This window comes from Microvirga sp. 2YAF29 (assembly GCF_052114605.1).
GTDB lineage: Bacteria > Pseudomonadota > Alphaproteobacteria > Rhizobiales > Beijerinckiaceae > Microvirga.
Map to the genome: position 1 here is coordinate 389,878 of NZ_JBFRFB010000002.1, position 23,705 is coordinate 413,582.

Annotated in this window: 18 protein-coding genes and 1 pseudogene; 3 read left to right on the forward strand and 16 right to left on the reverse strand. The window is 61.5% G+C overall.

Translation table 11 applies throughout. The features are described 5' to 3' along the window. Positions 1 to 581: 581 nt before the first annotated feature. The 13 genes from AB4Y85_RS04255 to AB4Y85_RS04315 form a co-directional block, all read right to left on the reverse strand. The gene (locus AB4Y85_RS04255; RefSeq protein ID WP_441983600.1) at positions 582 to 1,829 is read right to left on the reverse strand and encodes a D-amino acid dehydrogenase; all 1,248 of its coding nucleotides are present in this window, start codon (positions 1,827 to 1,829) and stop codon (positions 582 to 584) included. A gap of 74 nt (positions 1,830 to 1,903) precedes the next feature. After that, positions 1,904 to 2,650 carry an amino acid ABC transporter ATP-binding protein gene (locus tag AB4Y85_RS04260; protein ID WP_441983601.1) on the reverse strand — a complete coding sequence of 249 codons (747 nt, stop codon included), beginning with the start codon at positions 2,648 to 2,650 and terminating at the stop codon, positions 1,904 to 1,906. Positions 2,651 to 2,724: 74 nt separating this feature from the next. Next, a complete protein-coding gene (locus AB4Y85_RS04265) occupies positions 2,725 to 3,474 on the reverse strand; it encodes an amino acid ABC transporter permease (RefSeq protein ID WP_441983602.1) in 750 nt (249 codons plus the stop codon). Positions 3,475 to 3,504: 30 nt separating this feature from the next. Then, positions 3,505 to 4,488, reverse strand: coding sequence for an ABC transporter substrate-binding protein (locus AB4Y85_RS04270; RefSeq protein WP_441983603.1), 984 nt, complete (start codon positions 4,486 to 4,488; stop codon positions 3,505 to 3,507). A gap of 90 nt (positions 4,489 to 4,578) precedes the next feature. After that, positions 4,579 to 5,442 carry a substrate-binding periplasmic protein gene (locus AB4Y85_RS04275; RefSeq protein ID WP_441983604.1) on the reverse strand — a complete coding sequence of 288 codons (864 nt, stop codon included), beginning with the start codon at positions 5,440 to 5,442 and terminating at the stop codon, positions 4,579 to 4,581. 386 nt (positions 5,443 to 5,828) lie between these two features. Beyond that, positions 5,829 to 6,890: an ABC transporter ATP-binding protein gene (locus AB4Y85_RS04280; RefSeq protein WP_441983605.1), complete on the reverse strand. Its 1,062-nt coding sequence runs from the start codon at positions 6,888 to 6,890 to the stop codon at positions 5,829 to 5,831. Further along, positions 6,887 to 7,894: an ABC transporter ATP-binding protein gene (locus AB4Y85_RS04285; RefSeq protein WP_441983606.1), complete on the reverse strand. Its 1,008-nt coding sequence runs from the start codon at positions 7,892 to 7,894 to the stop codon at positions 6,887 to 6,889. Before AB4Y85_RS04285 ends, AB4Y85_RS04280 begins: the two co-directional genes overlap by 4 nt. After that, positions 7,891 to 8,721 carry an ABC transporter permease gene (locus AB4Y85_RS04290; protein WP_441983607.1) on the reverse strand — a complete coding sequence of 277 codons (831 nt, stop codon included), beginning with the start codon at positions 8,719 to 8,721 and terminating at the stop codon, positions 7,891 to 7,893. Before AB4Y85_RS04290 ends, AB4Y85_RS04285 begins: the two co-directional genes overlap by 4 nt. A gap of 11 nt (positions 8,722 to 8,732) precedes the next feature. Then, entirely contained in the window at positions 8,733 to 9,650 is a 918-nt protein-coding gene (locus AB4Y85_RS04295; protein ID WP_441983608.1) for an ABC transporter permease, read from the reverse strand. After that, positions 9,644 to 11,074: a M20/M25/M40 family metallo-hydrolase gene (locus AB4Y85_RS04300; protein ID WP_441983609.1), complete on the reverse strand. Its 1,431-nt coding sequence runs from the start codon at positions 11,072 to 11,074 to the stop codon at positions 9,644 to 9,646. The genes AB4Y85_RS04295 and AB4Y85_RS04300 overlap by 7 nt, the downstream gene beginning before the upstream one ends. Further along, positions 11,071 to 12,594 carry an ABC transporter substrate-binding protein gene (locus AB4Y85_RS04305; RefSeq protein ID WP_441983610.1) on the reverse strand — a complete coding sequence of 508 codons (1,524 nt, stop codon included), beginning with the start codon at positions 12,592 to 12,594 and terminating at the stop codon, positions 11,071 to 11,073. Before AB4Y85_RS04305 ends, AB4Y85_RS04300 begins: the two co-directional genes overlap by 4 nt. Before the next feature lie 162 nt (positions 12,595 to 12,756). Continuing rightward, on the reverse strand, positions 12,757 to 13,551 hold the full coding sequence (locus AB4Y85_RS04310; protein ID WP_441983611.1) for an HpcH/HpaI aldolase family protein: 795 nt from the start codon (positions 13,549 to 13,551) through the stop codon (positions 12,757 to 12,759). Positions 13,552 to 13,659: 108 nt separating this feature from the next. Then, positions 13,660 to 14,829: a M20 aminoacylase family protein gene (locus AB4Y85_RS04315; RefSeq protein WP_441983612.1), complete on the reverse strand. Its 1,170-nt coding sequence runs from the start codon at positions 14,827 to 14,829 to the stop codon at positions 13,660 to 13,662. Between the two features lie 294 nt (positions 14,830 to 15,123). Here AB4Y85_RS04315 and AB4Y85_RS04320 point away from each other — a divergent pair, with 294 nt between their 5' ends. After that, positions 15,124 to 16,035, forward strand: coding sequence for a LysR family transcriptional regulator (locus tag AB4Y85_RS04320; protein WP_441983613.1), 912 nt, complete (start codon positions 15,124 to 15,126; stop codon positions 16,033 to 16,035). A gap of 761 nt (positions 16,036 to 16,796) precedes the next feature. Here AB4Y85_RS04320 and AB4Y85_RS04325 read toward each other — a convergent pair. Continuing rightward, positions 16,797 to 17,540 (reverse strand): annotated as a pseudogene (locus AB4Y85_RS04325) (hypothetical protein). A gap of 175 nt (positions 17,541 to 17,715) precedes the next feature. On the opposite strand from AB4Y85_RS04325, the gene AB4Y85_RS04330 reads away from it, so the two are divergent. Further along, complete coding sequence (locus AB4Y85_RS04330) at positions 17,716 to 18,723, forward strand: 3'-5' exonuclease (protein ID WP_441983614.1); 1,008 nt, start codon at positions 17,716 to 17,718, stop codon at positions 18,721 to 18,723. A gap of 127 nt (positions 18,724 to 18,850) precedes the next feature. Here the strand turns inward: AB4Y85_RS04330 and AB4Y85_RS04335 are convergent, their stop codons facing one another. Then, positions 18,851 to 19,093, reverse strand: coding sequence for a hypothetical protein (locus tag AB4Y85_RS04335; protein WP_441983615.1), 243 nt, complete (start codon positions 19,091 to 19,093; stop codon positions 18,851 to 18,853). Positions 19,094 to 19,198: 105 nt separating this feature from the next. On the opposite strand from AB4Y85_RS04335, the gene AB4Y85_RS04340 reads away from it, so the two are divergent. Next, positions 19,199 to 19,516, forward strand: coding sequence for a hypothetical protein (locus tag AB4Y85_RS04340; RefSeq protein WP_441983616.1), 318 nt, complete (start codon positions 19,199 to 19,201; stop codon positions 19,514 to 19,516). Between the two features lie 10 nt (positions 19,517 to 19,526). Here AB4Y85_RS04340 and AB4Y85_RS04345 read toward each other — a convergent pair whose 3' ends face one another. Further along, on the reverse strand, positions 19,527 to 23,573 hold the full coding sequence (locus AB4Y85_RS04345; RefSeq protein ID WP_441983617.1) for a PIN domain-containing protein: 4,047 nt from the start codon (positions 23,571 to 23,573) through the stop codon (positions 19,527 to 19,529). Between the last annotated feature and the right edge of the window lie 132 nt (positions 23,574 to 23,705).

Genomic DNA, 23,705 nt, shown 5'->3' on the forward strand with positions numbered 1-23,705 from the left:
CTAGGCGCCCCTCTTGGTGCGAACCTGTCTCATCAGCCGCACCCGGGAGAAATCTAACAAAATTTATCTTTATTTTTCAATGACTTATAGGAGTCTAGGAACCCAACCGTACTACGAGTTTATGTCGCCCTCGCTCCGCCATTATCTAAGTCTCTGAAATTGCAGTGTATTTTTCTTCGGGGCAAGTACTCGCAAGTCGCGGTATTCTTTAGACAATTTCAGGACAGTTATTCTCTGAGGCGCCCTTACTTCAGAGTCGAGTAAGGCATTCCGGGCTCCAACTTTGCCACCTTTCTCCGCCTTAAAACCACGCAGTCCGGTTGTGGTGTAACAGGCAGCTGCGCGTCTGATTGATCGGATCAATAACTGCATTCCACGCGAAAGCGGAACTTGGGTCAGTATCCGGCATGCGCCACTTGCTGACCTTACTAGGCTGGCGAGCGTCCTGCTTCGAGTGGTATGAAGACACTTACTCGATAAGTAACCTCCTACTCGGGTCACGGAGCATCCAGGACACTCACCTTTCAGCAACAGCCCATGGTTATCGGCAGGCTTCAAGCGGAAGCATATTGTGCACGAACTTAGGCGGCAGCGTTCATTTGACTGGATGATAAGCTCTGATGAACCATATCGGCCACGATCTCGGAGGTCGCTGCCGACAAGGTCCATCCGAGATGGCCGTGGCCTGTATTGTAGAAGATATTCGGCCGTTGTCCTGCTCTCACACAGGGCATCATGTTGGGCATCATCGGCCGCAAGCCAGCCCACGGCACGATTCTCGATGTTGCGATGCCCGGGAAGAGTTGCCGGACCCAAGAGACGAGTGGCTGGACGCGGTCGGTCCGAACATCCCTGTTGAACCCATTGAACTCCGCCGTGCCCGCGACACGGAAGCGGTCGATGCCCAGGCGGCTGGTGACGATCTTGGCCTTGTCGTCGAGAAGGCTCATCCAGGGCGTGCTGTCCCGGCTCTGAACATCGTCAAGATGGACCGTGATCGAGTAGCCCTTGACGGGATAGACGTTTACCCGGTCGCCTAAACTGGCGGCAATCTCGCGGCTCGCCGTTCCCGCGCAGACAACGACGGCATCCGTCAAGAGAGTTTCGTTCCCCATCGAGGCCGCGCCCCAGGTGACTGTGATTCCGTCCGGCCCGTGGACAATCCGCTCGACCGCCGCATCGTAGATGAAACGCGCTCCCTTCCGGGTGCAGGCCGCGGCCAAGCCCATTGTGAACTTGTGAATGTCGCCAGTGGAATCCGAAGGCGTATAGAAGCCTCCGTAGAACGAGCCGTGCAAGGCAGGCTCCAAGGTTGCGATTTCCTCGGGCGTTACGGCACGACGGTCTAGACCGCCTTCACGCAAGAGTTCATTGACGGATGCAGCATGGTCGAACTCCGCCTTGCTGCGGTAGACGTGCAGGATGCCGCGTCTCACATGATCGAAGTCGATGCGCTCCCGCTCGGCGATGGCGAACAGGCGTCGGCGTGCCTCGACGGCCAGACGGACCGTCTTCACCGTATTGGCGCGGTAATGCGGAATCTGACCGATGAACTCCGCGATCCATGAATATTTGTGCCAGCTGAAGGCCGGCTTCAGCAGCAGCGGCGCATCTTTCTGAATCATCCACCGCAATCCTTTCAGGATCGTCGAGCGATGGTTCCAGACTTCCGCATTGCTGGCGGAAAGCTGACCTCCGTTGGCAAACGACGTTTCCATGGCAGGATAGCGGTGACGTTCGAGCACGGTGACGTCATAGCCACGCTCCAGCAGAGAATATGCGGTGGTCACGCCGGCGATGCCGGCACCGATGATGGTAATGTGAGGCAAGGGAACTCTCCCTAAAACAGAGGACGGGTTGAAAGCGCGTCTTTTACAGGCTGACCGACCTGCCCGCCCACTTTCTAGAGCATCTGGGAAAGAAACTCCTTGAGACGCGGCGAGGACGGCGCGTGGAAGAGCTCTTCCGGTGGGCCGCATTCCACGAGCCTTCCTTTGTCGAGAAAGGCTACCTGGTTGGCGGCCTCGCGGGCGAAGCGCAACTCGTGCGTGACCACCACCATGGTCATTCCGGATGCCGCGAGCCGTTTCATGATCTCCAGAATGCCCTTCACCAATTCGGGATCGAGCGCGGAGGTGGCTTCGTCGAAGAGCATCACGTCGGGCTGCATCGCGAGAGCCCGCGCAATGGCCACCCTTTGTTGCTGCCCACCGGAGAGCTGCGACGGCCGGCGGTCCTTGAAGGCGCGCAGACCAACCTCGTCCAATTGCGCCTCGGCGACGACGGTCGCCTCGTCCTGCGACATCTTCCGCACCCGCGTCAGCGCGAGAGTGATGTTGCGCAAAACGGTCATGTGCGGAAAGAGGTTGAAGTTCTGGAACACCATGCCGACCCGCGAGCGAACGACGTCGATATTCGTATCCGCCTTGGTGATCTCTTCGCTGCCGATGAAGATGCGCCCGGACGTGGGCTCCTCCAGCCGGTTGAGGCATCTTAAGAACGTGGACTTCCCCGAGCCCGAGGGACCGATGACGCAGGTCGTCGAGCCGGGCTCCACGGCGAGATTGACGGCGTGGAGAACGAGGTGCCCGTCGAAGGCCTTGCTGACGCCCTCGGCTCGGATCCCTGCCCGCTGCTGAGATGAAACCATGATGAGCCTCCTGCCGCTAAAACGTTTTTGAGCGAAGTGAATACCGGTTCGCGTGAAGAAAACGCGATAGGGCTCTAAGCCTGTTGCGGCTGGAGCGATGCCGGTTCGATCGGACGGCGTGCGCCGTCGCGCAACCGCCTGTCGAAGGCATTCACCGCATAGGTCAAAGGAATGGTCAGGCACAGGTAGACGATCCCGGCCGCCACCATGGGCGAGAGCGTTCCGGAGATGTGCGAGGCATCGGATGCGATGCTGAAGATCTCACGCTGATCCGGCAGAAGCCCGAGGAGATAGACCAGCGAAGAGCCCTTGATGATATGGATGAACTGCCCCGTCAAAGCCGGCAGCACGCGCCGGATTCCCTGAGGCACGATGACCCATCGCATGGTCTCGAAATAGGACATGCCGAGGGAGCGCGATGCTTCCATCTGGCCGCGCTCGACGCTTTGAATTCCGCTCCGGAATATTTCGCTGATATAGGCGCCCTCGATCAGCCCGAGGGCAAAGGCCGCGTAGGCATAGCTGCTTTGCCCGAAGATGCGAATGCCTGCGATGGGAAGTCCTTGCCCGATCAGGTAGATGGTCAGGATCACGGGCAGGCCTCGGAACACGTCCACGAAGGTGCGGGCGGGCATCCGTAGGGCGGCATTTCGGCTGATCAGCATCATCGCCACGACGAGGCCGATGATCGTGCCAATCACGACAGCCACGAAAGCCAGGAGAAGCGTGTTGGGAACGCCGACCATGAGCATTTCGGGAAGGATGTCGAGAATCTGGTCGATGTCGAAGAACGTGCGCCACAGTCTCTGCAAACCGTCCGGCATGATGGTCTCTCCCTGATACTCGTTGCTGGCTTACCCCGAGACCTTGGCCTTGATGGAATCGAACCCAGCGAAAAGCTCTTCCGGCCGTGCCGCGGTTGGGATCAAACCTTGGGCGAACTGCTCATGGCAGATCATCGCCAGCATGCGCTTGTGCGCGTCCGATTCCGTGCCGAAGGGAGGGATATCGCCCGCGAAATCCCGCACCTGCGTCTCGATCTCTTCCATGGCCCAGGGCGAGCTTTCGGCGAACTTCTTCGCCTTCGTCCACCAGATGCTCCAGGATTTGCGCAAGGCATCGTAAAGGGTCATGACCGCCTGCGGATGCGCCTCGGCGAAATCGCGCCGGACGGCCACGATATGAAAGCCGGGATACACACCCGTGCGCTGATGGAATTCCCGTTCCACCTCGCGGAAATTCCGCACGAGACGACGGAACTCGCCATGCGGCTCGAAGACGGAATCGGGCATGAAAGCCGTGGTGAGCGCATCAATGCCGCCGTCGCGCAAGCTGCCCATGAGTGTCTGGCCAGAGCGCAGGAACTGCGTTCCCTGCGGCGGATCCACGTCCATGTGTGTCGGCGGCTTCAGAGGATTCGCCTCGTCGAGATCGCCGATGACCCAGTTCACGTCCGTCACCGCGACACCGGCATCCCGCATTGCGGCGCGCGCCCACATGGTTCCGGTATCGCTCCAGGAATTGGTGCCGACGCGAGCGCCGCGCAAGTCGCTTAGGTTTTCCAGCGGACTGTCGCGGCGGACGATGTAGTTCCGATGTCGGAAGCCGCGAAGGATGAAGGCGGGAAGTCCGATGATGCTGTCGTCGCCCTTGGCGGCGGCCAAAACATAGCGGTTGAACGACACTTCTGCGGCCGCCAGGTTTTCCGAAAGAGTGCTGACCATGGGCACGCGATGATCCAGGTTCAGCTTCAAACCCGGCGTCGGAACATCGCCGAGGAACAGCGGCACCAGATGATCGTAGGCGCGCAGGGTCATATTCACTTGGAGTTCGGACATGGCTGTCACTCACGGTTGATGTCGTTGGCGTTGCGTCGGCAGTGAAGACTGGCGGAGATGAGCCGTCCCGCTATTCGCGGGAAGCGAGGGCTATGAGGGGGGCGCCAGAATGCCGGGAGCGCGCTGCGCATCGAGACCCGGATAGTCCTTGTACATGGGCTCGGGCAGCGCATTGCCCGCGTGCCATTTGTCGAAGATCTTGACGTAGGTTCCGTCCCTGACGAGTTCGCGCAATCCGTCGTCCAAGGCCTTGCGCAGGGAATCGTTGCCTTTGCGAACCGGGAAGGCATTCGGATACGGAGTGGGCGTGCGGGCGACGACCGTGAGATGCGGAAAGCGCTTCAGGGTTTCCTCAAGCAGAGCGCTGGCGGTCAGAACGCCATCCACCTTCCCGGCATTGAGCGCGGCAACGGCGGCTGTATCGTTCGGGAAAGCCATCAGTTTGATCTCAGGGTGGTTGTCCACCATGTAGCGTTCCTGAATGCTTCCCTTGTTGATGCCCACGACCTTTCCGGCAAGATTCTTGTAGCCGTTCAGGCCGGAGCTCTTGTCCACCACCAACGGGAACCAGCCGTAGTACCAGGAGCCCGAGAAATCGACCACGGCCTCACGCTCCGGCGTTCTCATCAGCCCCATGGCGGCAAGATCGTATTGGCGGTTGGATACGGCCGGCAGCGCACCCGCGAGATCGGCATGAGCGCGGAACTCCGTCTTGAGGTTGAGACGCTTGGCGATCTCCTCCACGATCTCGACGGCCATGCCTGTCGCCTTCCCGTCCTTGATGAAGGAGGTGGGTGGCGAGGCCGGGTTGAAAAGGACCGTGAGCTGACCGGGCGTGACGGTGTCGAGGATGCTCTTTCCGGCATCTTGCGCCTGCACCGGCCCCAGAACGGCGGAGCCCAGAGCTAGGGCACAGGCTCCTATCAAACAACGAAGCGATTTCGAATGTCTCATCACGTCTCTCCCAAAGGCGAACCGATTGAGGTTGAGGACGCATGTCATGCGCCATCCTTCAGGCTTCGGATCTGGCGAGCTGCTTGAACATCATCGATGCTCGGCAACGCTGCCGGAATGGCCCGATATCCTGATCTCCGGTTATCTTACGCGGGGCCTGAATCGTGGAAAGATTGAAACATTTCGATGAGCTATAGGCCGACGCTATACTCTGCCGGGGCGGAGTTCGTTTCCATGCCATGCTCCATGACTGCACAGCTTCCAACAATCTGCGCATACGCCAAATCTTTCATGGGAATCGTGAGGATTGCCGTGCGCAACCGGATGCAGGGCGGGACTGTTTGAAAATCTCGTCCGCCTCGATGCTTGAAGCTTGACGAAAGCCGCTAAAACGATGCGTGGCTCATCGTCATGATTTGCGCATTCGCCGTGATGGATCCGCCATGCCGGGGCTGCGCCAGGCTCTCCGCGTAATGACAGGCAACTCCATGCAAGGCTTCGAGATCGCGCAGGAGCGGCTTGGTCGTCCGGCACATCTCGGTCGCATAAAGGCAACGGGTATGGAACGGGCAACCGGAAGGAATGTTCATGGGGCTTGGCGGATCGCCCTGAAGCTTCACGGCCTTGCGGCCGCGTCTCGGCCTAGGCATCGGCACGGCGGCCAGGAGAAGCTTGGTGTAGGGATGGAGCGGGTTCGAGAAGATCCTCTCAGTCGGCCCGCTCTCCACGATGCGCCCGAGATACATGACCGCGACTTGATCGCACAGATACCGCACAACGGACAGATCGTGCGAGACGAACAGGTAGGTCAATCCGAGCTGGCGCTGCAGCTGGATAAGGAGATTGAGGATCTGAGCGCGGACGGATACGTCAAGGGCCGAGACCGGCTCGTCGAGAACGATGAAGTTCGGACGAGACAGCAGCGCCCTGGCAATGGCGATACGCTGACGCTGACCGCCGGAGAACTGGTGCGGAAAGCGTTCAAGGGCCGCTTCGGTGAGGCCGACGGCCCTGAGACTCTGCGCGATCCGGTCGCTTCGCTCGGTAGCGCTTAAGCTCTCCATGGCTCGAAGGGGCTCGTTCAGGATCGTCTTGACCCGCAGGCGTGGGTTGATGGCAGAGTATGGATCCTGGAAGACGATCTGCATCTCGCGCCGCAGGGCGCGCAGCTTGCGCGGGCTCAAGGCCGTCAGGTCCGTGACTGCGTCCTCCTTCCCTTCCGCCTTGAACAGGATGCTCCCGCCAGTGGGTTTCTGCAGTTGAAGGATGGCGCGGGCGAGAGAGCTCTTGCCGCAGCCGCTCTCACCGACGAGCCCGAAGGTTGCACCGGTCGGGATCGAGAGGCTGACGCCGTCCACCGCCCGCACGGCACCGACGACGCGGCGGAAGACGCCCTTGCGGACCGGATAATGGACTTCAAGATTTTCGATACGCAGACGATCGCTCATGCCTGGGCCTCCACGACGGCGGGGTAGAGCCAGCAGGCCACCGCCTGCTCCGGCGAGATCGCCGTGAGAGCGGGCATCAGCTCGCTGCATTTCTGCATCGCATGAGGGCATCGGTCAGTGAAGGGGCAGCCGACGATGACTTCCATGATAGACGGAACCTGGCCTGGGATCGGCGTGAGCTCGACGCGCTCGCCGCTGGCGGGCGGCAGCGATGCCATGAGCCCCTGGGTGTAGGGATGCGCCGGATTGTCGAACAGGGCGTCGATGCCCGCCTTTTCGACCACATGGCCGCGATACATGACGATCACCTCGTCTGCATTCTCAGCCACGACGCCGAGGTCGTGCGTGATGAGAAGGGTCGCCATTCCGAGCTGTTCGCCAAGCTCCCGCAACAGTTCCAGAATCTGCGCCTGAACGGTGACGTCGAGAGCCGTGGTGGGCTCGTCCGCGATCAATACGCTCGGGGAACACGCGATCGCAATGGCTATCATAACGCGCTGGCGCATGCCGCCCGAAAGCTCGAACGGATAACTTCTGGCCCGCTGCTCGGGTGCCGGGATGCCGACGAGTCTCAAAAGATCGACGGCTTTGGCCCAGGCAGCCTTGTGGGACAGGCCCAGGTGATGGGACAGGCTTTCGGCAATCTGATTCCCAACGGTATAGACGGGATCGAGGGCCGTCATGGGATCTTGAAAGATCATGCCAATCCGCCGTCCCCGGATCTGCCGCATCTGTGCGCCGGACGGATCGAGCTGCGCGATGTCCCGGGTCTCGCCTTCCATATCGAGCAGAATGGAGCCCTCGCTGATCCTGAGAGGCGAGGAAAGCAGGTTCATGGCGGACAAGGCCGTCACGGACTTGCCGCATCCACTCTCGCCCACCAGGGCCAGAGTCCTGCCGCGGTGAAGCTCGATATCGACTCCGTAGGCGATCCGCCGCGCGGATGTCTTGTGGCTGCCGATGTCGATGCTGACATTGCGCATCTGGAAGACCGGGACATTCATCGCAACACCCCCTGCAGGCGAGGATCGAGACGATCCCGGAGCCAGTCACCGACAAAGTTGTATCCGATGGCGGTGACCATGATGGCCATTCCGGGCGCGGCCGTGAGCCACCAGGCGGTGTCGAGTTCGTTACGCCCTTCCTGCAGCATGCCGCCCCAGGACGGTGTCTCGGGGGGCGCGCCGAGCCCCAGGAACGACAGGCCGGATTCCATCAGGATCGCATAGGCCAGCTCCAGGGTGGCAATCACCATGAGCGGCCCCACCATGTTGGGCAGCACATGGACGGCGAGAGTGCGGGGAAGCGAGATCCCGGCGGCCTTGCAGGACAGGACGTACTCCTTCTCCCGAAGTTCCAGGGATAGCGAATAGGTAATGCGCGCGAACTGCGCCCAGCGCACGACCGCAAACGCGATGATAAGATTGGTCAAGCTCGCGCCCAGCACGCTCATGAGCACGAGGGCCAGAAGGATGAAGGGAATCGACAAAACGATGTCGGCCGCGACGAGAACCAGCGACTCGATCGAACGCCCCATGAAGCCCGCGGCAAGCCCGAGAGGAATACCGATCAATGCCGAGACGCCGACGGCCCCGAAGGCGACCGTCAGGGACACCCGCGTGCCGTAGATGATGCGGCTCATGACATCCTGCCCCAGCCGGTCCGTGCCCAGGAGATGAATGCCGCCTTCGCTACCCTCGGCCAGAGGCGCCGCGAGACTGTTGATGATGTCCTGCTCATTGGGATCGAACGGAGAAATCCATGGGGCCAGGATGGCCGCAACAACTACGATGAAGAGAATGCCTAAGCCCAGGATGCCTTTTTTCGCCATGACGCTTCTCTCTAGTTGAGACGGATCTGAGGATTGAGGGTCGCGCAGAGCACGTCCACGGCCATGTTCACGAGGGAGAACGTGACCGTCACCATGAGCGCCACGGATTGAACGAGCGGGAAGTCACGAGAATAGACTGCATTGACCGCGAGGCGCCCGATGCCGGGCCACGAGAACACGGTCTCGATGAGAACAGCGCCGCCGAGAAGGCCGCCCAACTGCAGGCCGATGAGCGCCACGATGGGCACCGCGGCGTTGCGAAGGCCGTGCTTGAACAGGATCGCGTATTCGGGAATGCCCTTGGCCCGCACGGTCCTCACATAATCCTGCCCCAGCACGTCGAGCATGGAGGAACGGGTGATGCGCATGATGCGGGCCATGGTGTTGAGGCCCAAGGTTACCGCCGGCAGGATCAAGGCGACCCAACCTTCCCCACCCATGGACGGAAGCCAGCGCAGGGTCGTGCTGAAGAGCAGGATGAACAGAAGGCCCGACCAATAGACCGGCATCGCCTGCCCTATCACCGCAAGGCCGCTGGCGAACGTGTCCACCCATGTGTCCCGCTTCAGCGCCGCGAGAATGCCGAGTGGAACGGCCGTGAGGATGCTGAAGGTCAGGGCGGAAGTCGCGAGAAGGATCGTCGCCGGAAATGCTTCGAGAACGATCGGCAGCGCGGGCTGGTTATACTTCCAGGACAGACCCAGATCGCCTGTCGCCGAATTCCAGAGGAAGGAGAGGTACTGAACGATGAGGGACCGGTCGAGGCCCAGCTGCCGCAGAAGGTTCAGGCGGTCCGCTTCCGTCGCCTCGGGCGGCAGGAGAAAGATCGTAGGGTCGCCTGCGAGCTTCTGCAGCCCGAACAGAATCGTCATGACGCCGGTGATGGTGACAATGACGAGGAGGCTTCTCCTGAGAAGATAGGTCAACATCGTCGTCCTCGCTGATAGCGGGCAAAGCGGTAGAAAAAACTGACTACGGATTTCATGAAAGGCACGATGTCATCGGCCATGATGTATTCGTTGGGCCCGTGGGACCCGGCTCCGTGTCCCAAACCTCCGAAGGCATACGGAAGCCCCAGAACCTGCGAGAACAGATACATGGGCGCGGCCCCCGCATGGAGCGGATAGACCCGCAGGTCCGCGCCATGGTCGCGGCAGGCATCGATCAGGGCACGCACCACCGGCTCGTCGGCGGAGCTGCTCGAAGCTGAGTAGGCGGACCGCACCAAGACCTCTACATGCCCGAAGCCGCGCCTCTCCAAATGATCACGGATCAGGCCCACGACGGCGTCAGGATCCATTCCGGGCAGCACCCGCAGGTCCGCGAAGGCGCTGGCCGTAGCGGGAATGAGCGTTGCGGGTCCCTGCCCGTCTTCGAGTTTCCCCGCCACAAGCGCATCGATATTGAGCGTGCACGAGAACATGAGGTCCGTCAGGCGCTCACGAGGAGAGGCGTCGGATTTCAGGCGGCGCGCACGCGTTTCCGCCCTGTAGACGTCAAAGTCGTGAACCTTGGAGACCTCGTCGATCAGCGCCGTCTCGAGCTCCGTCGGACGTGGCGTCATCGCGTCCAATCCATCGACGACGAGCCTTTCCTGACGGTCCGTCAGGGTAGCGAGAGCCTGAACGAGCTGCCAGGCCGGGCTCGCCACGAGAGCACCGTGCAAGGCGTGAAGGTCGCCCCCGATCGGACCGCCCCATTCCCCTCCCGTGACCTTGAACTCCAGGAGCACCAGGCCCTTGAACCCTAAGCGCAGGATCGTGCTGCCTGCGCCGGTCGTTCCGAAATACGGGATGAACGCGGCATCGCAGCAGGACAGGACCTTTCGGTTGGCCTCGATGTAGCCGGGCAGAGAGGGGCTGCCGATCTCCTCCTCTCCTTCGATCAGGAACCGTACATTGACGGGAGACGGGACCCCCGCGTCGCGAAACGCCTTCAAGGCGGCGAGCGTACCGAAGAGCGGTCCCTTGGAATTGAACGTTCCGCGTCCGACGAGCCGCCTTTTGCCCTGCCCATCGACAATGATCTCGCCCGCGAACGGATCGACAGTCCAGCCCGGCTGCCCCGCCGCGGGCTGGACATCGTAGAGGTCGTACAGGAGCAGGGTCGGCGCCTTCGGGTCGGCGATGAGTTCGCCTTCCACGATGGGAGCGTGGCTGCCGGGCACCTGCCTGGCCTCTGCTCCGAGTTCCTGCAAACAGGCCTGCGTGAAACGGGCCATCTCGGGGATCCCTTCCCCGGTGTGGCTGACGCTCGGCTGCCGGACCGCGCGGCGGATATCCTCGATATAGGCATCCGCCCCTTGCTCGATCCGGCGGATCACCCGCTCCTCATCGACCGTCAGCGGGCTCATCCGATCTCCTCGGCCACGATGAGATCGTCGGCACGCGGCCGCCACTTCAACGAGGGAGAGGCGCCATAGACGACCTCGTGCGCAAAGAGCGGAACAGCGGAGGCATCGTCCCTGAGCTTCTTGATCAGCTGTCCCACCAGCGCGACGCGCTCCAGCCCGTCCGCCTGGTTGGCCTTGTCGATCATGGCGTCGAGGGCCGGCTCCTTCCAGCCCGACCAATGTCCCTTGCTGTAGAAGAACGCGATGATCTGCGGCAGGGGATCGAGCCACACATTGCCGTGCGGCTGAATGAAGATGGGCGCGACCTGGTTCGACTTGATCTTGCTCGCGAAGGTCCCGTATTCCTCCGTGCGCACCTTCACGTCGAGGCCGACGCGCCGCAGCTGTGCGCCGACGGCGAGCGCGGTTTCGCGGTCGAGCGGGTAGCGTCCGGCGGCTCCGGCAAGCTCGATCTCCTTGCCCTTGAGGCCGAGATCCTCAATGATCTTCTTGGCCTCCGTGGGATTGTACGGAAAATCGCCTTCGGCATCGGCCGGAACGCCCTGAATCGATGAGGCGTAGATGGTCTTGACCGGGCTCGCATAGCCCTTCATCAGGCCGCGGATCAGCTCGTCGCGATTGATGGCGAGGCCCACGGCGCGGCGGAAGAGCGGATTGTTGGCAGGCTCCGCAAAGGGGTTGAACTGCACCACCATGACGCGGTTGCTCTCGACCTTGAGGACCTGCACGTCCTTGGAGCCGGACAGGCTCGCCGCCTGGTTGGGCGAAAGGGAGGTGACGAGATGCGCAGCGCCCGTCTTGACGGCGGAGATGCGGGCGATCTCTTCCGGCACCGGGCGGAAGACGACGCGCTTGTACTTGGGCTTCACCTCGCCGCGGTAGTTCGGGTTCGCGAGCAGAACGACCTCCTCGTTGCGCCGCCAGCGGTCGAGGGTATAGGGCCCCGACCCGATGGGAGCCTCGTTGAACTTCAGGCCCACTTCGGAGGTGTATTTCGGCGGGACGAGCTGGAGGTTCGTCATACGGGCCAGGAAGAGGGCGTCGGGAGCATCGGTCTCGATGGTCACCACATAGGGCGACTCCACCTCGACGGATTTCAGGTTGACGAAGAAGCTTCGGATGGGGGACTTCGTCTCTTCGGCATTGAGACGCGCGATCGTGTATTTCACAGCTTCCGCGTTCACGGGCTCGCCGTTGGAGAACTGCATGCCTTCCCGCAGCGGGAGGCGCCACTTGGTCGGCGACACGCGCTCCGCAGCCGTGGCCACGCCTGGGCCGACGCTCATATCCGGCATCCGGGTCATCACCGACGAATAGAGGTGCTTCTGAACGATCCCTGTCAGGGTATCCAGCCTGTAGGCCGGATCAAGCGACATGATGTCTCCCGTCTGGCCGATGACCAGCGTATCGCCGGCGGCTTGGGCCCAGGCCATGCCGGTGCCGCCGAAGCCTGCGGCGGCCATGAGGCCTCCGAGGCCGCTGAGAACATGACGACGAGTCAAATCTGGGTAGCTTGCCATTAGGTCTCTCCATCTTCGTTCAAGGGTGACCGTTCGAGGTCCTCTGTCGAGCGTCGGTGCCTTCTGGCGGCATCTTTTTCAGTCTTTGGCTTCATTCCCCCTTGACGGAGGGGGTGTACCCCCTGCCGCAACCCTATCGGCACCACGGCTCCGGTGCACGCTTCAAGCGACCGAGAGTTTGGTCTCGCGGTAAAGTTCGCGGAAGGCCTTGACGTCGGCCAGCGACCCGTCACGCAGGCGGGCCACGTCGCTGCCGGCGTTCACGAACTGGTAGCCCCGCGCGAACATATCCTTATAGGTGCAGCCGGGATGCGGAACGGTGCCCATCGGGATGCCGCTTTTCTTGATCTTGCTTTCCGCGGTCTCGATCAGGCCGGCCACCTCCGGGTGCTTCAAATTGCCCATCTGGCCGACCGTCGCGGACAGGTCGTAGGGGCCAATGAACATGACGTCGATCCCTTCCACCGCCAAGATTTCATCGATGTTCCCGACGCCCTTGGCGGACTCGATCTGGATCACGATCAACAGATTGTCGGCGCAGGTGGACACATAATCGGGCGCCATGCCGTAGCTCGAGGCGCGAACGGTGCTGGCGGCAGTGCCGCGGCGACCGAGCGGCGGGTAGCGGCAGGCCGCGACCGCAGCGCGGGCCTCCTCAGCCGTCTCCACGCTCGGGATCATGACGCCCTCGACGCCGGCATCGAGCACCCGCTTGAGATATACATGATCGTTCCAGGGCACGCGCACGATAGGCGTGGCGCTTGTGGCCGACACAGCCTGCAGCTGCAGGGACAGGGAGGTCGGGTCGCCGAGGCCGTGCTCCTGATCGAGAATAAGGTAGTCGAAACCTGCCAGCGCAAGGATCTCCGTCACATGCGGATTTCCCAGCATCGTCCAGCAGCCCAGGACCTTTTCGGAGTTCTGCAGGCGCTGCTTCAATGTGTTCGTTCTATACATCGGCTTATGCCTTCGCTTGTCTTGCTGATGACTGTGTTGGCCATGAAATTAGATGCCTGACGCAAACAATCGGCCAATACTGGTTTTGAAAGCTCCAATAAGTTCAGCCTATGGTTTCCCGGCAGGAAGCTCGGACTCCACGAGCCGCATCCAGAACTCCGCGCCCAGGGGCAGAAGCCGGTCGTTGAAGTCGTAGCGCTCGCCGTGGAGCACATGCCCGTCGGCGGTCGGACCGGCGCCGAGCCAGACGAAGCAGCCGGGCCTTTTCTGAAGCATGTAGGAGAAGTCTTCCGCCCCCATGGAGGGCAGCTCGTCCGTGACGATATGGGTCGGACCGAAGACGGTCGCGGCCACCTTCCTGGCGATTTCCGTGGCTTTCGGATCGTTCACGGTGGCTGGATAGCGCCGGTCATAGGCTACGCGGGCGGACAGGCCATGGGTCTGCGCAACGCCTGCCACGACCCGCGCCATCGTAGTCTCGATAGCATCGCGCACGCCCGGATCGAACGAGCGGACGGTTCCCCGCAGCACCACTTCGGCCGGCACCACGTTCCAGGTATGGCCACCGTGAATCTGGGTGACGCTGACGACGCTCGGGTCGGCCGGATGGATGCAGCGGCTCGGAATGGTCTGAAGGGCCCCGACAATGGCGGAGGCCGCCACGATGGCGTCCGAGCCCATATGCGGCATGCCAGCATGGGTGCCCTGGCCGGTCACCACGATCTCGAACATGTCGGATGCGGCCATGATCGGCCCGCTGCGCACGGCCACCCGCCCCACTTCGAGACCGGGCCAGTTGTGCATGCCGAAAACGGAATCCACCGGGAATCGATCGAACAGCCCCTCTTCGATCATGCGCCGCCCGCCGCCCTCGTTCTCCTCCGCCGGCTGAAAGATGAAGCGCACCGTGCCGCGGAAGCTATCGGAGGCCGAGAGATAGCGAGCCGCTCCCAGCAGCATCGCCATATGCCCGTCATGGCCGCAGGCATGCATTTTGCCGGGCTTGCGCGACCGGTAAGGCAGATCCCGAATCTCCTGGATGTCCAGGGCATCGAGCTCCGCCCGAAGGCCGATGGTCGGCCCCTGCCCTCTCTTGAGGGTTCCCACGACTCCGGTGCCACCCAGGCCCTGGCTGACCTCGATCCCGAATTCCTCCAGGAGACCCGCCACATAGGCCGAGGTCTCCAGCTCCTCGAAAGCGGTCTCGGGAATGGTGTGGAGATGATGCCGCCAGGCCTGCATTTGCGCCACGAGGCTATCAGAGGCACGTATGTTCAACGGTGGAACTCCCGAGATGAGGACGCATATGGCTTTCAAGCCGGTCCGATCTTCAGGGGCTTCTCCTTGAGCGGCAAATTGGAAAATGTCGCACGCCAATAGCGTGAGGCTATGCCAGAGCATGCCTCACGCTAGGCCGCTCAAGGGGGCCTTAGCTTGGCGTGAGGCCGCCATAAAGTGTACCGATAAAGCAGAGCTTGAGCATAGGTGGCTTAAATATGGTCTTTTCTTATGACGCTCACTTCGCCAATCTAGGAATGCGAGCTTAGATAGGGAACGGAGACACGCCACACCATGAATCTGCGTCAGATGGAGGTCTTCTACGCAATCATGGTCTCAGGCACCGTCACCGGGGCGGCCAAGATGCTCAACATCTCCCAACCCTCGGTCACCGGGGTGCTGCGCTATACGGAAGACCGCTTGAAGTTCAGTCTATTCAAGCGCGTTAAAGGCAGGCTCGAACCTACACCCGAAGCCCGGGTTCTCTTTACCCAGATCGAGCATGTCTTCGACCGGGTCGATGTCGTCAAAAGAACGATTGAAGGTTTGCGTGAGGCTCGGAGCGGCACTCTCCACATCGTTGCCATTCCAGCGATCGGTGTGACACTTCTCCCTTCTGCCGTGGGTGCGTTCCTGACCAATCGCAAAGACGTTGGCATCAGGTTCCACATGCATTCGCGGCGAGAGGTGATGGAACTGGTCTCGACAGGAGCGGCCGATCTGGGTTTCGGCTTTCTCACTCCCGAACTGCCAGGGATCAGAATCGAGAGTATCGTCAGCCAAAATCTGATCTGCATCATCCCTAAGGATCATCCGCTTGTAGAGCTTGATGCAGTATCCGTTCGTGATATCGCCCCCTATCCCTTGATCAGCTATACAAGCAGCCAGGGACTGGCGCCCATCATCAACGGGATCTTCGCGGAGGCGCGCATCAACTTCAAACCCGCCATGGAGGTCGGGCTGATCATCAATGCCTGGGCGATGGTCAACACGGGAGCAGGAATTGCGATCGTGGATCCTTACTCAGCCTCGTTCAGCATGTTTCCGAACGTGGTCGTACGGCCCTTCGTTCCGGAAACGCCCATCATGCTGGAAGCGATCCGATCCGAGCAGCGCCCTTCGTCACTCTTGACAGAAGCCTTCATCTCAGAATTCCGCGCCTTCATTGGCAGCGGCCCTGATCCGAAAGCCATTCCGGAGCCCTGATGCAATGGCTTCCAACACAATTTCAAGAGGGGGTTGGCTGCTGGCCTACCAAGCTTCATGAAGACGCCGTTGTTCACCTGAAGCTGCCGTAAAGTGAGTTGAGGTTGTCGATCCTACGTCGGCAATTTCGTTCATGCGGTAGTCTGAGACACGCCCGTCCCGCCTAGTGCCGGTCCCATCAGAGAGCCTTTCCCTGCCGCTGTACGAGCTCTGATGCTCAAGGTCAGAGGGCGACACAGAGCGGAAGCATCAGATGTCCGCTCTGCACTTCATTAGAGAAGTAAATCAGCCAAATGAAACTCCGCCGTTTCTCGGTAATCATCCGCCCTGCAGTCAGTCGACTATGAACCATTCTCTGCCTGTGAGCAGAGAATTTGTCAGCCAATTTTTATCAATTTTATCAGTATCTTAGTAAGGCAGAAATTCAACAACCGTACCGAAGTTTGTATCTCGCCCGCTCCGCCATTATCTAAGTATCTGAAATATCTATACTTTCTCCTTCCAGGCGCCTTCTCTTAAGTGCCCGAAGTCTTGTGCCAATTTCGGCACAGCCATACTCTGATGGGCACTCTCTCGCGACCAATTGTAGGTTTTTCGGCTCCAAATATACGTCCGTTCTCCGCCCCAAAATGACCCAGTCCGGTTGTGGCGTGACACACAGGGTCAGCCGCAATCGATTGGCCAATGCTCGCGGTCTACCCGAGAGGGAAATTGTGACCAAGGTTCGGTAGGCGGTAAGCGCAATCGAAGAGAGGCCATCGCTAGGATGACATTTCCTCTACCGCGCTCATTGAAGGGAGCATGGCGATCCGCCGCTTTGATCGTTGCGCCGCCTCCTCCGCACATTTTTCGACATGCGCGGTCCGATTGATGACTTGGAGATTGCCTGCTCCCCAGAAGGCCAGCAGATCCGGCCACGCCATCGCACGATGTTGGTACCAAACGGCGAAGAGCGGAATGCGATGGTCCACCTCCGCGGTCCTTAGCAGTCGCTTCCCAGTTGTCGTGCATTTCCGGTTCTGGCGCAGTTTTAGCGTCTTCAGGTGATCGGTCGGCGCTGTCCAGAGCTGCCAGGCGACCACACACGCCGCATGCCAGGTGGCATTCTTGTTGGGCCTGCCGTCACCCCATAAATCACAGTGCCACCCCAGGCGATAGACAGGTTGCTCGCAGACGCAGCAATGTCCAGGCCCACGCGAGAAGGCGGTCTCGCGATAAGGTGATGGGGGTGTGCGGAAGGACATTGGTAGTCCCTCATCCTTCGTGGATCCAAGCCGCCATTGCCATCCTGCGGGTTGCCCACTGCGGGCTGCGAGTGCCCGCGCCAGCCGATCCGCAAGAAGCGGACGGTGACGCCAATACGACTCCATAGCGCGACGCTGCGTTGGCGGGATCAAGGGCTGCCTGAGCGCGTGGGATAGAACACATGAAGGAAAGCGCTCGGAGAGGCGCTTCTCAAGTCGGGCACGGGCCTTCTGGTTTCTCTAATCTCTCCAGCCCGACATTTCAGGTCCACCCCCCTCACTAGTTTCATCGTCAGGTTCGAAGCGGCCGTTAGCAGCTCCAGAACCTATTGAAACAATGTCAGAGATGCGTTGACCGGCCCTTAACTTTATGGCGACCAGTTTAGTCCTATGGTCTTGCGGTCATGAACAGGGGCAGCATTGCTGCGAGGGCTGAATGCGGGGACAGGCAGATCTGTTTCTTGGATTAGACGAGACAGAGACACCAATTCAGAAACCTCTCACCTCTGACATCGAGGTGAAACGGTCGGAGCAGAGGCGTCCGTATCAGCTTGATTCCACTTATTTCGAGGCTGCAGCCGAGGCATTGGAGGCAAGTGGACAATATCGAATCCTACGCCGCCTCCATCCTCGTCCTGTGATGACTTCCCGCGTCGCGGTTCCAGGTGAAAAGCTAGCTATCATCGTTGACACCGAGACGACTGGCTTAGATCACTCCCAGGACGAGATCATCGAGCTTGGCATGGTGGCCTTCACATATAGTGAGGATGGGCGCATCGGGGATGTGATCGGGACCTTCAATGCTTTGCGCGAACCTTCCATCCCTATTACGGCTGAAATCACACGGATCACGGGGATCACGCCCGATATGGTAACGGGTCAAACGATTGATCTTGATGCTGTGGAGAATTTCCTCCAGCCTGCTCATCTCGTGATTGCTCATAACGCCCGCTTCGATCGTCCATTTTGCGAACGTCTCACCCAGGGCTTCTCCCTAAAGGCCTGGGCGTGCTCCCATGCCGAGATGTCTTGGTCCGATTTCGGCTTCGAGGGCACAAAGCTCGCATACCTACTGTCGCATTGTGGTTGGTTTCACCAAGGCCACCGTGCTGTCGAGGATTGTCACGCCCTTCTTGAGGTGCTGGCACGTCCCCTCCCCAGCGATGCGGGCTATGCCATGTCCCACCTTCTGACCTCCGCCCGAAAAACAGTCCTGCGGATCTGGGCCGAGGGTTCTCCTTTCGACATGAAGGATATGCTTAAGAAGCGTGGCTACCGTTGGAACGATGGTGCGGATGGGCGCCCTAAATCTTGGTTCATTGAGATTCCTGAGGCGTCGCACGAGATGGAATTGACCTTCCTGCGACAAGAGATCTATCGCAGGGATGTGGAGCCGTTCACTCAACAGATCACAGCCTTTGAGAGGTTTAGGGCAGCCTCATAGCCCTCCTGCAGCACGGTCATGCTGAAATTGTACCCGGTCTTCCGTCACTGCTCGGATGCGGAGTAATGAGGGTTCAGCTGACATCCGGCTCCAATATTGTGAATACGCCGAGGAATCATCGAAGCCATCATTCACATCGGATAAAGATACTGATGCTGTTCGCGGCATCCGCAAGGTCAGGCGGCGTGAGGCGTGTTGAGTTGGCCGTGGCCTGAAAACCAATTCGTGTACTCTCCAAAAATGTCACCGGCGCTCCTGCCTTGATCGCAAAATTCACATTCTGAGGCATATCCCCGATCGCAACGACCGCCTTGAGTGCATTGAGCTTTACCGCGTCGAAACCGATCAGGGTGGACGCTGGTGGATGCATGGAGTTCTCGCATGATCAATGTGGACCGGGATGCTCCGTGAACACGTTGAAATCGGACGTTGGCGATCACATGCGCCCTCCGAGGGACAAGCAAGGAGAAGCCTGATGCGCGCGATAGACGCGATGATCGTTTGGACTCCTGACCGCGAGCCTTGCCAGACCAATTCGAATGCCGGGAAAGTCGAGGTCGCGACGATCCCCGAGCCTCCCCGTTTGAAGGCCTTTCCGATGTCGGCCGGCGCTTGCGACCATGACTGGCGCGAAGCGGCCAATCAGGGTCGCATCGCGTTGATACAGCCATACTTCAGCCAAATGATCCACCGCGACGGCATTCAGGAGGCCGTAGCACGGGCAGCCCTTTCGCGCATCGACGAGTTCCGCGACTATCCGTTCTCAACCGACGAGCCGGAAGACGACGAGTGAGCGCGGCAGCCTAACGGCCGCCCTTGCTACGCCCTGCGGCTCGTCCGCGCCTCCTCCGCGGCGCCCGTAAGCGCCGATCGACCCGCTCCGTCATCGCCCGGAGCTCGGCCTCCCGCGCCACGACCTGCTCCTCTGGCAGGAAGTGGCCGCGAAGCCATTCGCGCGCGTAATCCCGGAACCCGGAGCGGGCGTCGACTCGCAAATAACCTACGACGAAGCTCCAGAGCTCGCCTTGGTTGCGGACGATCTGCTCCAGCAGGATGCCGGACGCCATGCGCTTCTTGGCCATGCCAACGTCGGACGCCTTCCAGAGAACCTTGAGGAACTCGTCCAGCACCGACAGGTGGGACATCATGTCGGCGTCCTCGGTTCCCAGGAACTGCGCCAAGGCCCTGAGCCGGTCGAGACGAGGCGTGTCGTCCTTCACCAGCACGCTGGCCAAGGTTTTCGGGTCAAGGAACAGGTGCCTGTGCCGGCACCACGCCAACTGGACCATGAGCTCGCCATAGCGTTCCAGGGAGATGATCTCCTTGTCTCGGGCGTAGGCGAGGACGATCTGGAGCCAGACGCCCGGATGCGCGCCGGTCGCCTCGGTCGCGACGCGCCGGTAATACAAATCCTCGGAAAGGAGCATGTAGCCGTCCGCGGCGAGATACGCAGCGTCCAGGACGTGGGGGTCGAAGCGAGCTAAGACGACCTCGGCCACCTCCGACGGCTTGTCGGGGATCTGGACCGGCAGCACGGCGCAATGCTGCTCGATCTTCGCGATCTGGTCGCGCACGTAGCGTACGCGCTCGTCGATGCTCTCCTGGGTGTGCTCCAGCTTGACGAATTCGCCGTCGTGCCAGGCGACCGTAAGCGATCCGGCGCGCAGGAGCTCGTCACGCTCCTTCTTCATCCGCAGATCGTCGATCGTGGCGCGCGCCAACACGAGCTTGCCGAAGACCGCCTCAAGGACGTCGAAGGTGTCGGTCATCGCGGCGAGCCAGGCCGCATAGGTGTCGAGGACAACTCCCGCGGCGCGCCGCTTGTCCAGGTCCGCATAGGCGTCGTTGCGCTCGGAGTGGAGGCCGGTGCACGCGACCACCGCCTTGTCGAGCGACCTGATGTAATCGGCAAACCCGGCCGTGTCGCCCCCCATGAGCGAGGCGACGAGAGCCATCGGCAGCCGCTGCTCAAGGTAGAAGTCGGCCAACGTCCTGTTCGTCTCGGCGAACTTGCGCACCTGCTCCAAGGTCTTCTCGATCTCGCCGTCCCGGACGGTCATCGTGTAGAACCCCTGCGCGTCCGGGAAGCGCGTCTCGAAGTTCTCCATGATGTCGTGGAGCGCGTGCAGGTACTTGTGCTTCAACTCCGCGACGCGCCAGGTCACGCCCTCGCCGACATGGCTCTCCTGCACGAACGTGTCGCCGACCTTGAGCCCGATTGTCTGCGCCGCTAGGGCGTGGCGCGGGCTGACGATGCCCTGCGCCGGCCGGTCCTTCCCCTCCTCGATGAGGAACGCGAAGGGCTTGCCCTCCTCTCTTTCCAGGCGGACCCAAGTGCCGACGCCCGCCTCCGTCACGGACGGGATCAGCCGTCCGGCCCGGTCGAACAGGATCAGGCCGAGATAGCGCGACGCGGCCTCCTGGTCATTGGGCGACCGGCGCAACACGTCATAAGCGTAGGCCATCGTCCTGTCGCTGAACCCCGCCTCGTGCATGATCTGTGCCAAGCCCATCTTCTGCCCGGGCGCGCCTTTCAGCTCCTCCACCTTGACGCTCGCCAGGAAGCCGGGGATCTGGTCCCGCCGTCCTTTCCGCCTCAACGTAGCGCAGAGCGCGAGGCAGTTCTCGACGTCGGGCGCGGCATCCGCCGCCTTGCGGAGCCAGGTCTCCGCCCGGTCCAAGTCGCCCCGGTTGAAATGGAACATGCCTGCGGCGTTCAGATAGTAGGGGTGGCCCATGACGGCTGCCGGCAGGCGCTCGAAAAAGCGCACCGCCTGCTCCCTGACGGGCATGACGTTGACGTAAGCCGCCGCCACGGCCCGCAGCATTTCGCCGTCGCTATCTTCGGAGATCCACCCGTCAAGCAGGTCCGCGACGCGCGGCCAGTCATGGCGGCTGATCGCCTGCATCGCCACCATCAGGCGGTCGGCGATGTGGGTGTCGTCACGGATGCCGGATACGGCGTGCCCGTAAGCCTCCTCCGACAAGTCGTCGAGGCAGTGCTCCCTGGCGTAGGCCGACGCGACGACGCAGGCGCGCGGGTTGTCCTTCGCCCCCGCGATGATCGCCGCGAGGAGCTCGCGCGGATCGTCGCCCGACAGGCGGATCCGGGCCAGCCTGGCCGCGACCTGGACCATCTCGCGGTCGCATTCCGGAATGTCTCCCGGCTGCAAGTCGGCGAAACGCGCCACATCCTCCCAATCGCCACGGGCGCTGTGGTGGCGGAACGCGAGGAGCCGGACGTCTGGGCTTGGCGGAAGCTTCGCCAGGAGCTCCCCGGCCCAATCGTCCTTGGCCTCCACAGCGGCGATCGCGGCGCGCAGCAGCAGGCCCTGGTCGTCCGGCGCGACGGCGAGGCCCTGGCGGGCCACCTCGAGCGCCTTTTTAAAGTTGCCGTCGATGGTGTGGGCCGCGATTAGGTTGGCGCAGGGGCCGAGCGCATAGGCCGCGACCTTCCCGTTCGGGTTCCGGGCCTTGTCCCAGAGCCGCGTCAGGATCCCGATCGCTTCGGCAAGGCGCGCCTTCTGGTCGGGGGTCAGCAGGTGCGTGCGCTGGAAGTGGCGGTCCTGGATGATGTCGTCGAGGTCGGCGTCCGCAGCGAACTGTTGCGCGTGCTCGTCGTCCGGAAACGCTTCGAGGGCCTTGCGCGCCGCATCGCGCCAAGCAGGATCGTCGCGGTGGCGCAGGAAGAAGACATGGGCGATGGTCACCGCCTCCGAGGCGCGCAGTCCTTCCGGCACCAGGGCCAAGGGATCGGTGACGGACGGGTCATGCCGCGCGCCCTGGACGAGGTAGCCCGCCAAGACCTCGTTCGTCGGATCGGCTTTCAGCGCCTCCGCACCGAAGGCCGCGAGCTCTTTCCATGCGCCGCGCAGGATGAGAGCATAAGCCTTGTTCGCGACCGCTTTCGGCTCCTCGGGCGCGTGCTCGTAAGCCTCCAGCAGGAGCGGAATGCCGCCCTCCTCGTCGCCCATGGCGATGCGGCAGCTCGCGATGTTGGCCGTGATGCGGAACAGGATGCGTCCGGAAGCGGTCTCACGGACCTTGTCGAGCAAGCTTTCCAACAGCGGCAGGGCGTCCTGCGGCTTGCCGACCGTGATGAGGTCGCGCAAGCCATCGACCTGCGCGTCGAGGTGCTCCCCGAACATCTGCACCGAGATCGTTGCGTCGCCCGGAGGCGCGTCCAAGGGTGTTCGCGACGCGCGGATCTCGGTCAGGATCGTCGCGACGCCGACCTGGAACTCGTCAGACAGCTGCACCTGCTTCTCAAACACCGCCTCGGTTTTCTCGACGACGGCCCGGCCGAAAGGGCTGTAGGCAGGGTCGAACTCCTCGATCGCCCGCTTGTGGCGGACGATATGCTCCTCGAGCGTGTTCCAGCCCCAGATGAAGACGCGCAGCTCGCGCTCTTGGTCGGCGAGCTCGACGTTGATCTGCCGCGCCAGCTTCTGCATCGCCGCGTCGTCGGCAGCCGTCGTCGTGATGTAGTATTCGCGCAGCGCCGGCTCGAAGCCGAGCGCCTTTCCCAGCTCCTCCCGCACCTCTGCGGCCGTCAACTTGCGGTCTCCGGCCTTCAGCTTGCATTGGACGCCGACGAGATGGCGCGGGTCGCCGTCGCGCATACCGACAAGGTCGACGCCGTCCTGGCCCTGGCCCCGCCGCCCGACTTTCTGCACGGTAGGGTCATCGAGGATACAAGACCACAGCACGACGGACGCGCGTTCGAACGCCTGTTCGTCAGCGGGCTTCGAGATTTGGGTGGCGGCAAGTTGGGACATGGCGAAGACGGTCGAACGGGTGGCAAGCAGTGCGCCGGAGCTACGCAGGATTTCATGCTGGCTACGCTGCACGTGATCCTTGCATAACAGCGCCCCACGATGGATCAAGTTGCTGTCGACAGCTTTTCTCACAGCTTGACGTGCCTGGCACTATGTTCTCTATTTGTTCATTTCGCGGGCCACTTGGCGACGGGTCCATGCTGA

Excerpts from the sequence above, each read along its gene's own strand:
- AB4Y85_RS04335 (WP_441983615.1), bottom strand. The coding sequence starts at position 19,093 with ATGCATCCACCAGCGTCCACCCTGATCGGTTTCGACGCGGTAAAGCTC.
- AB4Y85_RS04300 (WP_441983609.1), bottom strand. The coding sequence starts at position 11,074 with ATGAGCCCGCTGACGGTCGATGAGGAGCGGGTGATCCGCCGGATCGAG.
- AB4Y85_RS04280 (WP_441983605.1), bottom strand. The coding sequence starts at position 6,890 with ATGAGCGATCGTCTGCGTATCGAAAATCTTGAAGTCCATTATCCGGTC.
- AB4Y85_RS04270 (WP_441983603.1), bottom strand. The coding sequence starts at position 4,488 with ATGTCCGAACTCCAAGTGAATATGACCCTGCGCGCCTACGATCATCTG.
- AB4Y85_RS04330 (WP_441983614.1), top strand. The coding sequence starts at position 17,716 with ATGCGGGGACAGGCAGATCTGTTTCTTGGATTAGACGAGACAGAGACA.
- AB4Y85_RS04295 (WP_441983608.1), bottom strand. The coding sequence starts at position 9,650 with ATGTTGACCTATCTTCTCAGGAGAAGCCTCCTCGTCATTGTCACCATC.
- AB4Y85_RS04305 (WP_441983610.1), bottom strand. The coding sequence starts at position 12,594 with ATGGCAAGCTACCCAGATTTGACTCGTCGTCATGTTCTCAGCGGCCTC.
- AB4Y85_RS04320 (WP_441983613.1), top strand. The coding sequence starts at position 15,124 with ATGAATCTGCGTCAGATGGAGGTCTTCTACGCAATCATGGTCTCAGGC.
- AB4Y85_RS04265 (WP_441983602.1), bottom strand. The coding sequence starts at position 3,474 with ATGCCGGACGGTTTGCAGAGACTGTGGCGCACGTTCTTCGACATCGAC.
- AB4Y85_RS04310 (WP_441983611.1), bottom strand. The coding sequence starts at position 13,551 with ATGTATAGAACGAACACATTGAAGCAGCGCCTGCAGAACTCCGAAAAG.
- AB4Y85_RS04290 (WP_441983607.1), bottom strand. The coding sequence starts at position 8,721 with ATGGCGAAAAAAGGCATCCTGGGCTTAGGCATTCTCTTCATCGTAGTT.
- AB4Y85_RS04260 (WP_441983601.1), bottom strand. The coding sequence starts at position 2,650 with ATGGTTTCATCTCAGCAGCGGGCAGGGATCCGAGCCGAGGGCGTCAGC.
- AB4Y85_RS04340 (WP_441983616.1), top strand. The coding sequence starts at position 19,199 with ATGCGCGCGATAGACGCGATGATCGTTTGGACTCCTGACCGCGAGCCT.
- AB4Y85_RS04285 (WP_441983606.1), bottom strand. The coding sequence starts at position 7,894 with ATGAATGTCCCGGTCTTCCAGATGCGCAATGTCAGCATCGACATCGGC.
- AB4Y85_RS04275 (WP_441983604.1), bottom strand. The coding sequence starts at position 5,442 with ATGAGACATTCGAAATCGCTTCGTTGTTTGATAGGAGCCTGTGCCCTA.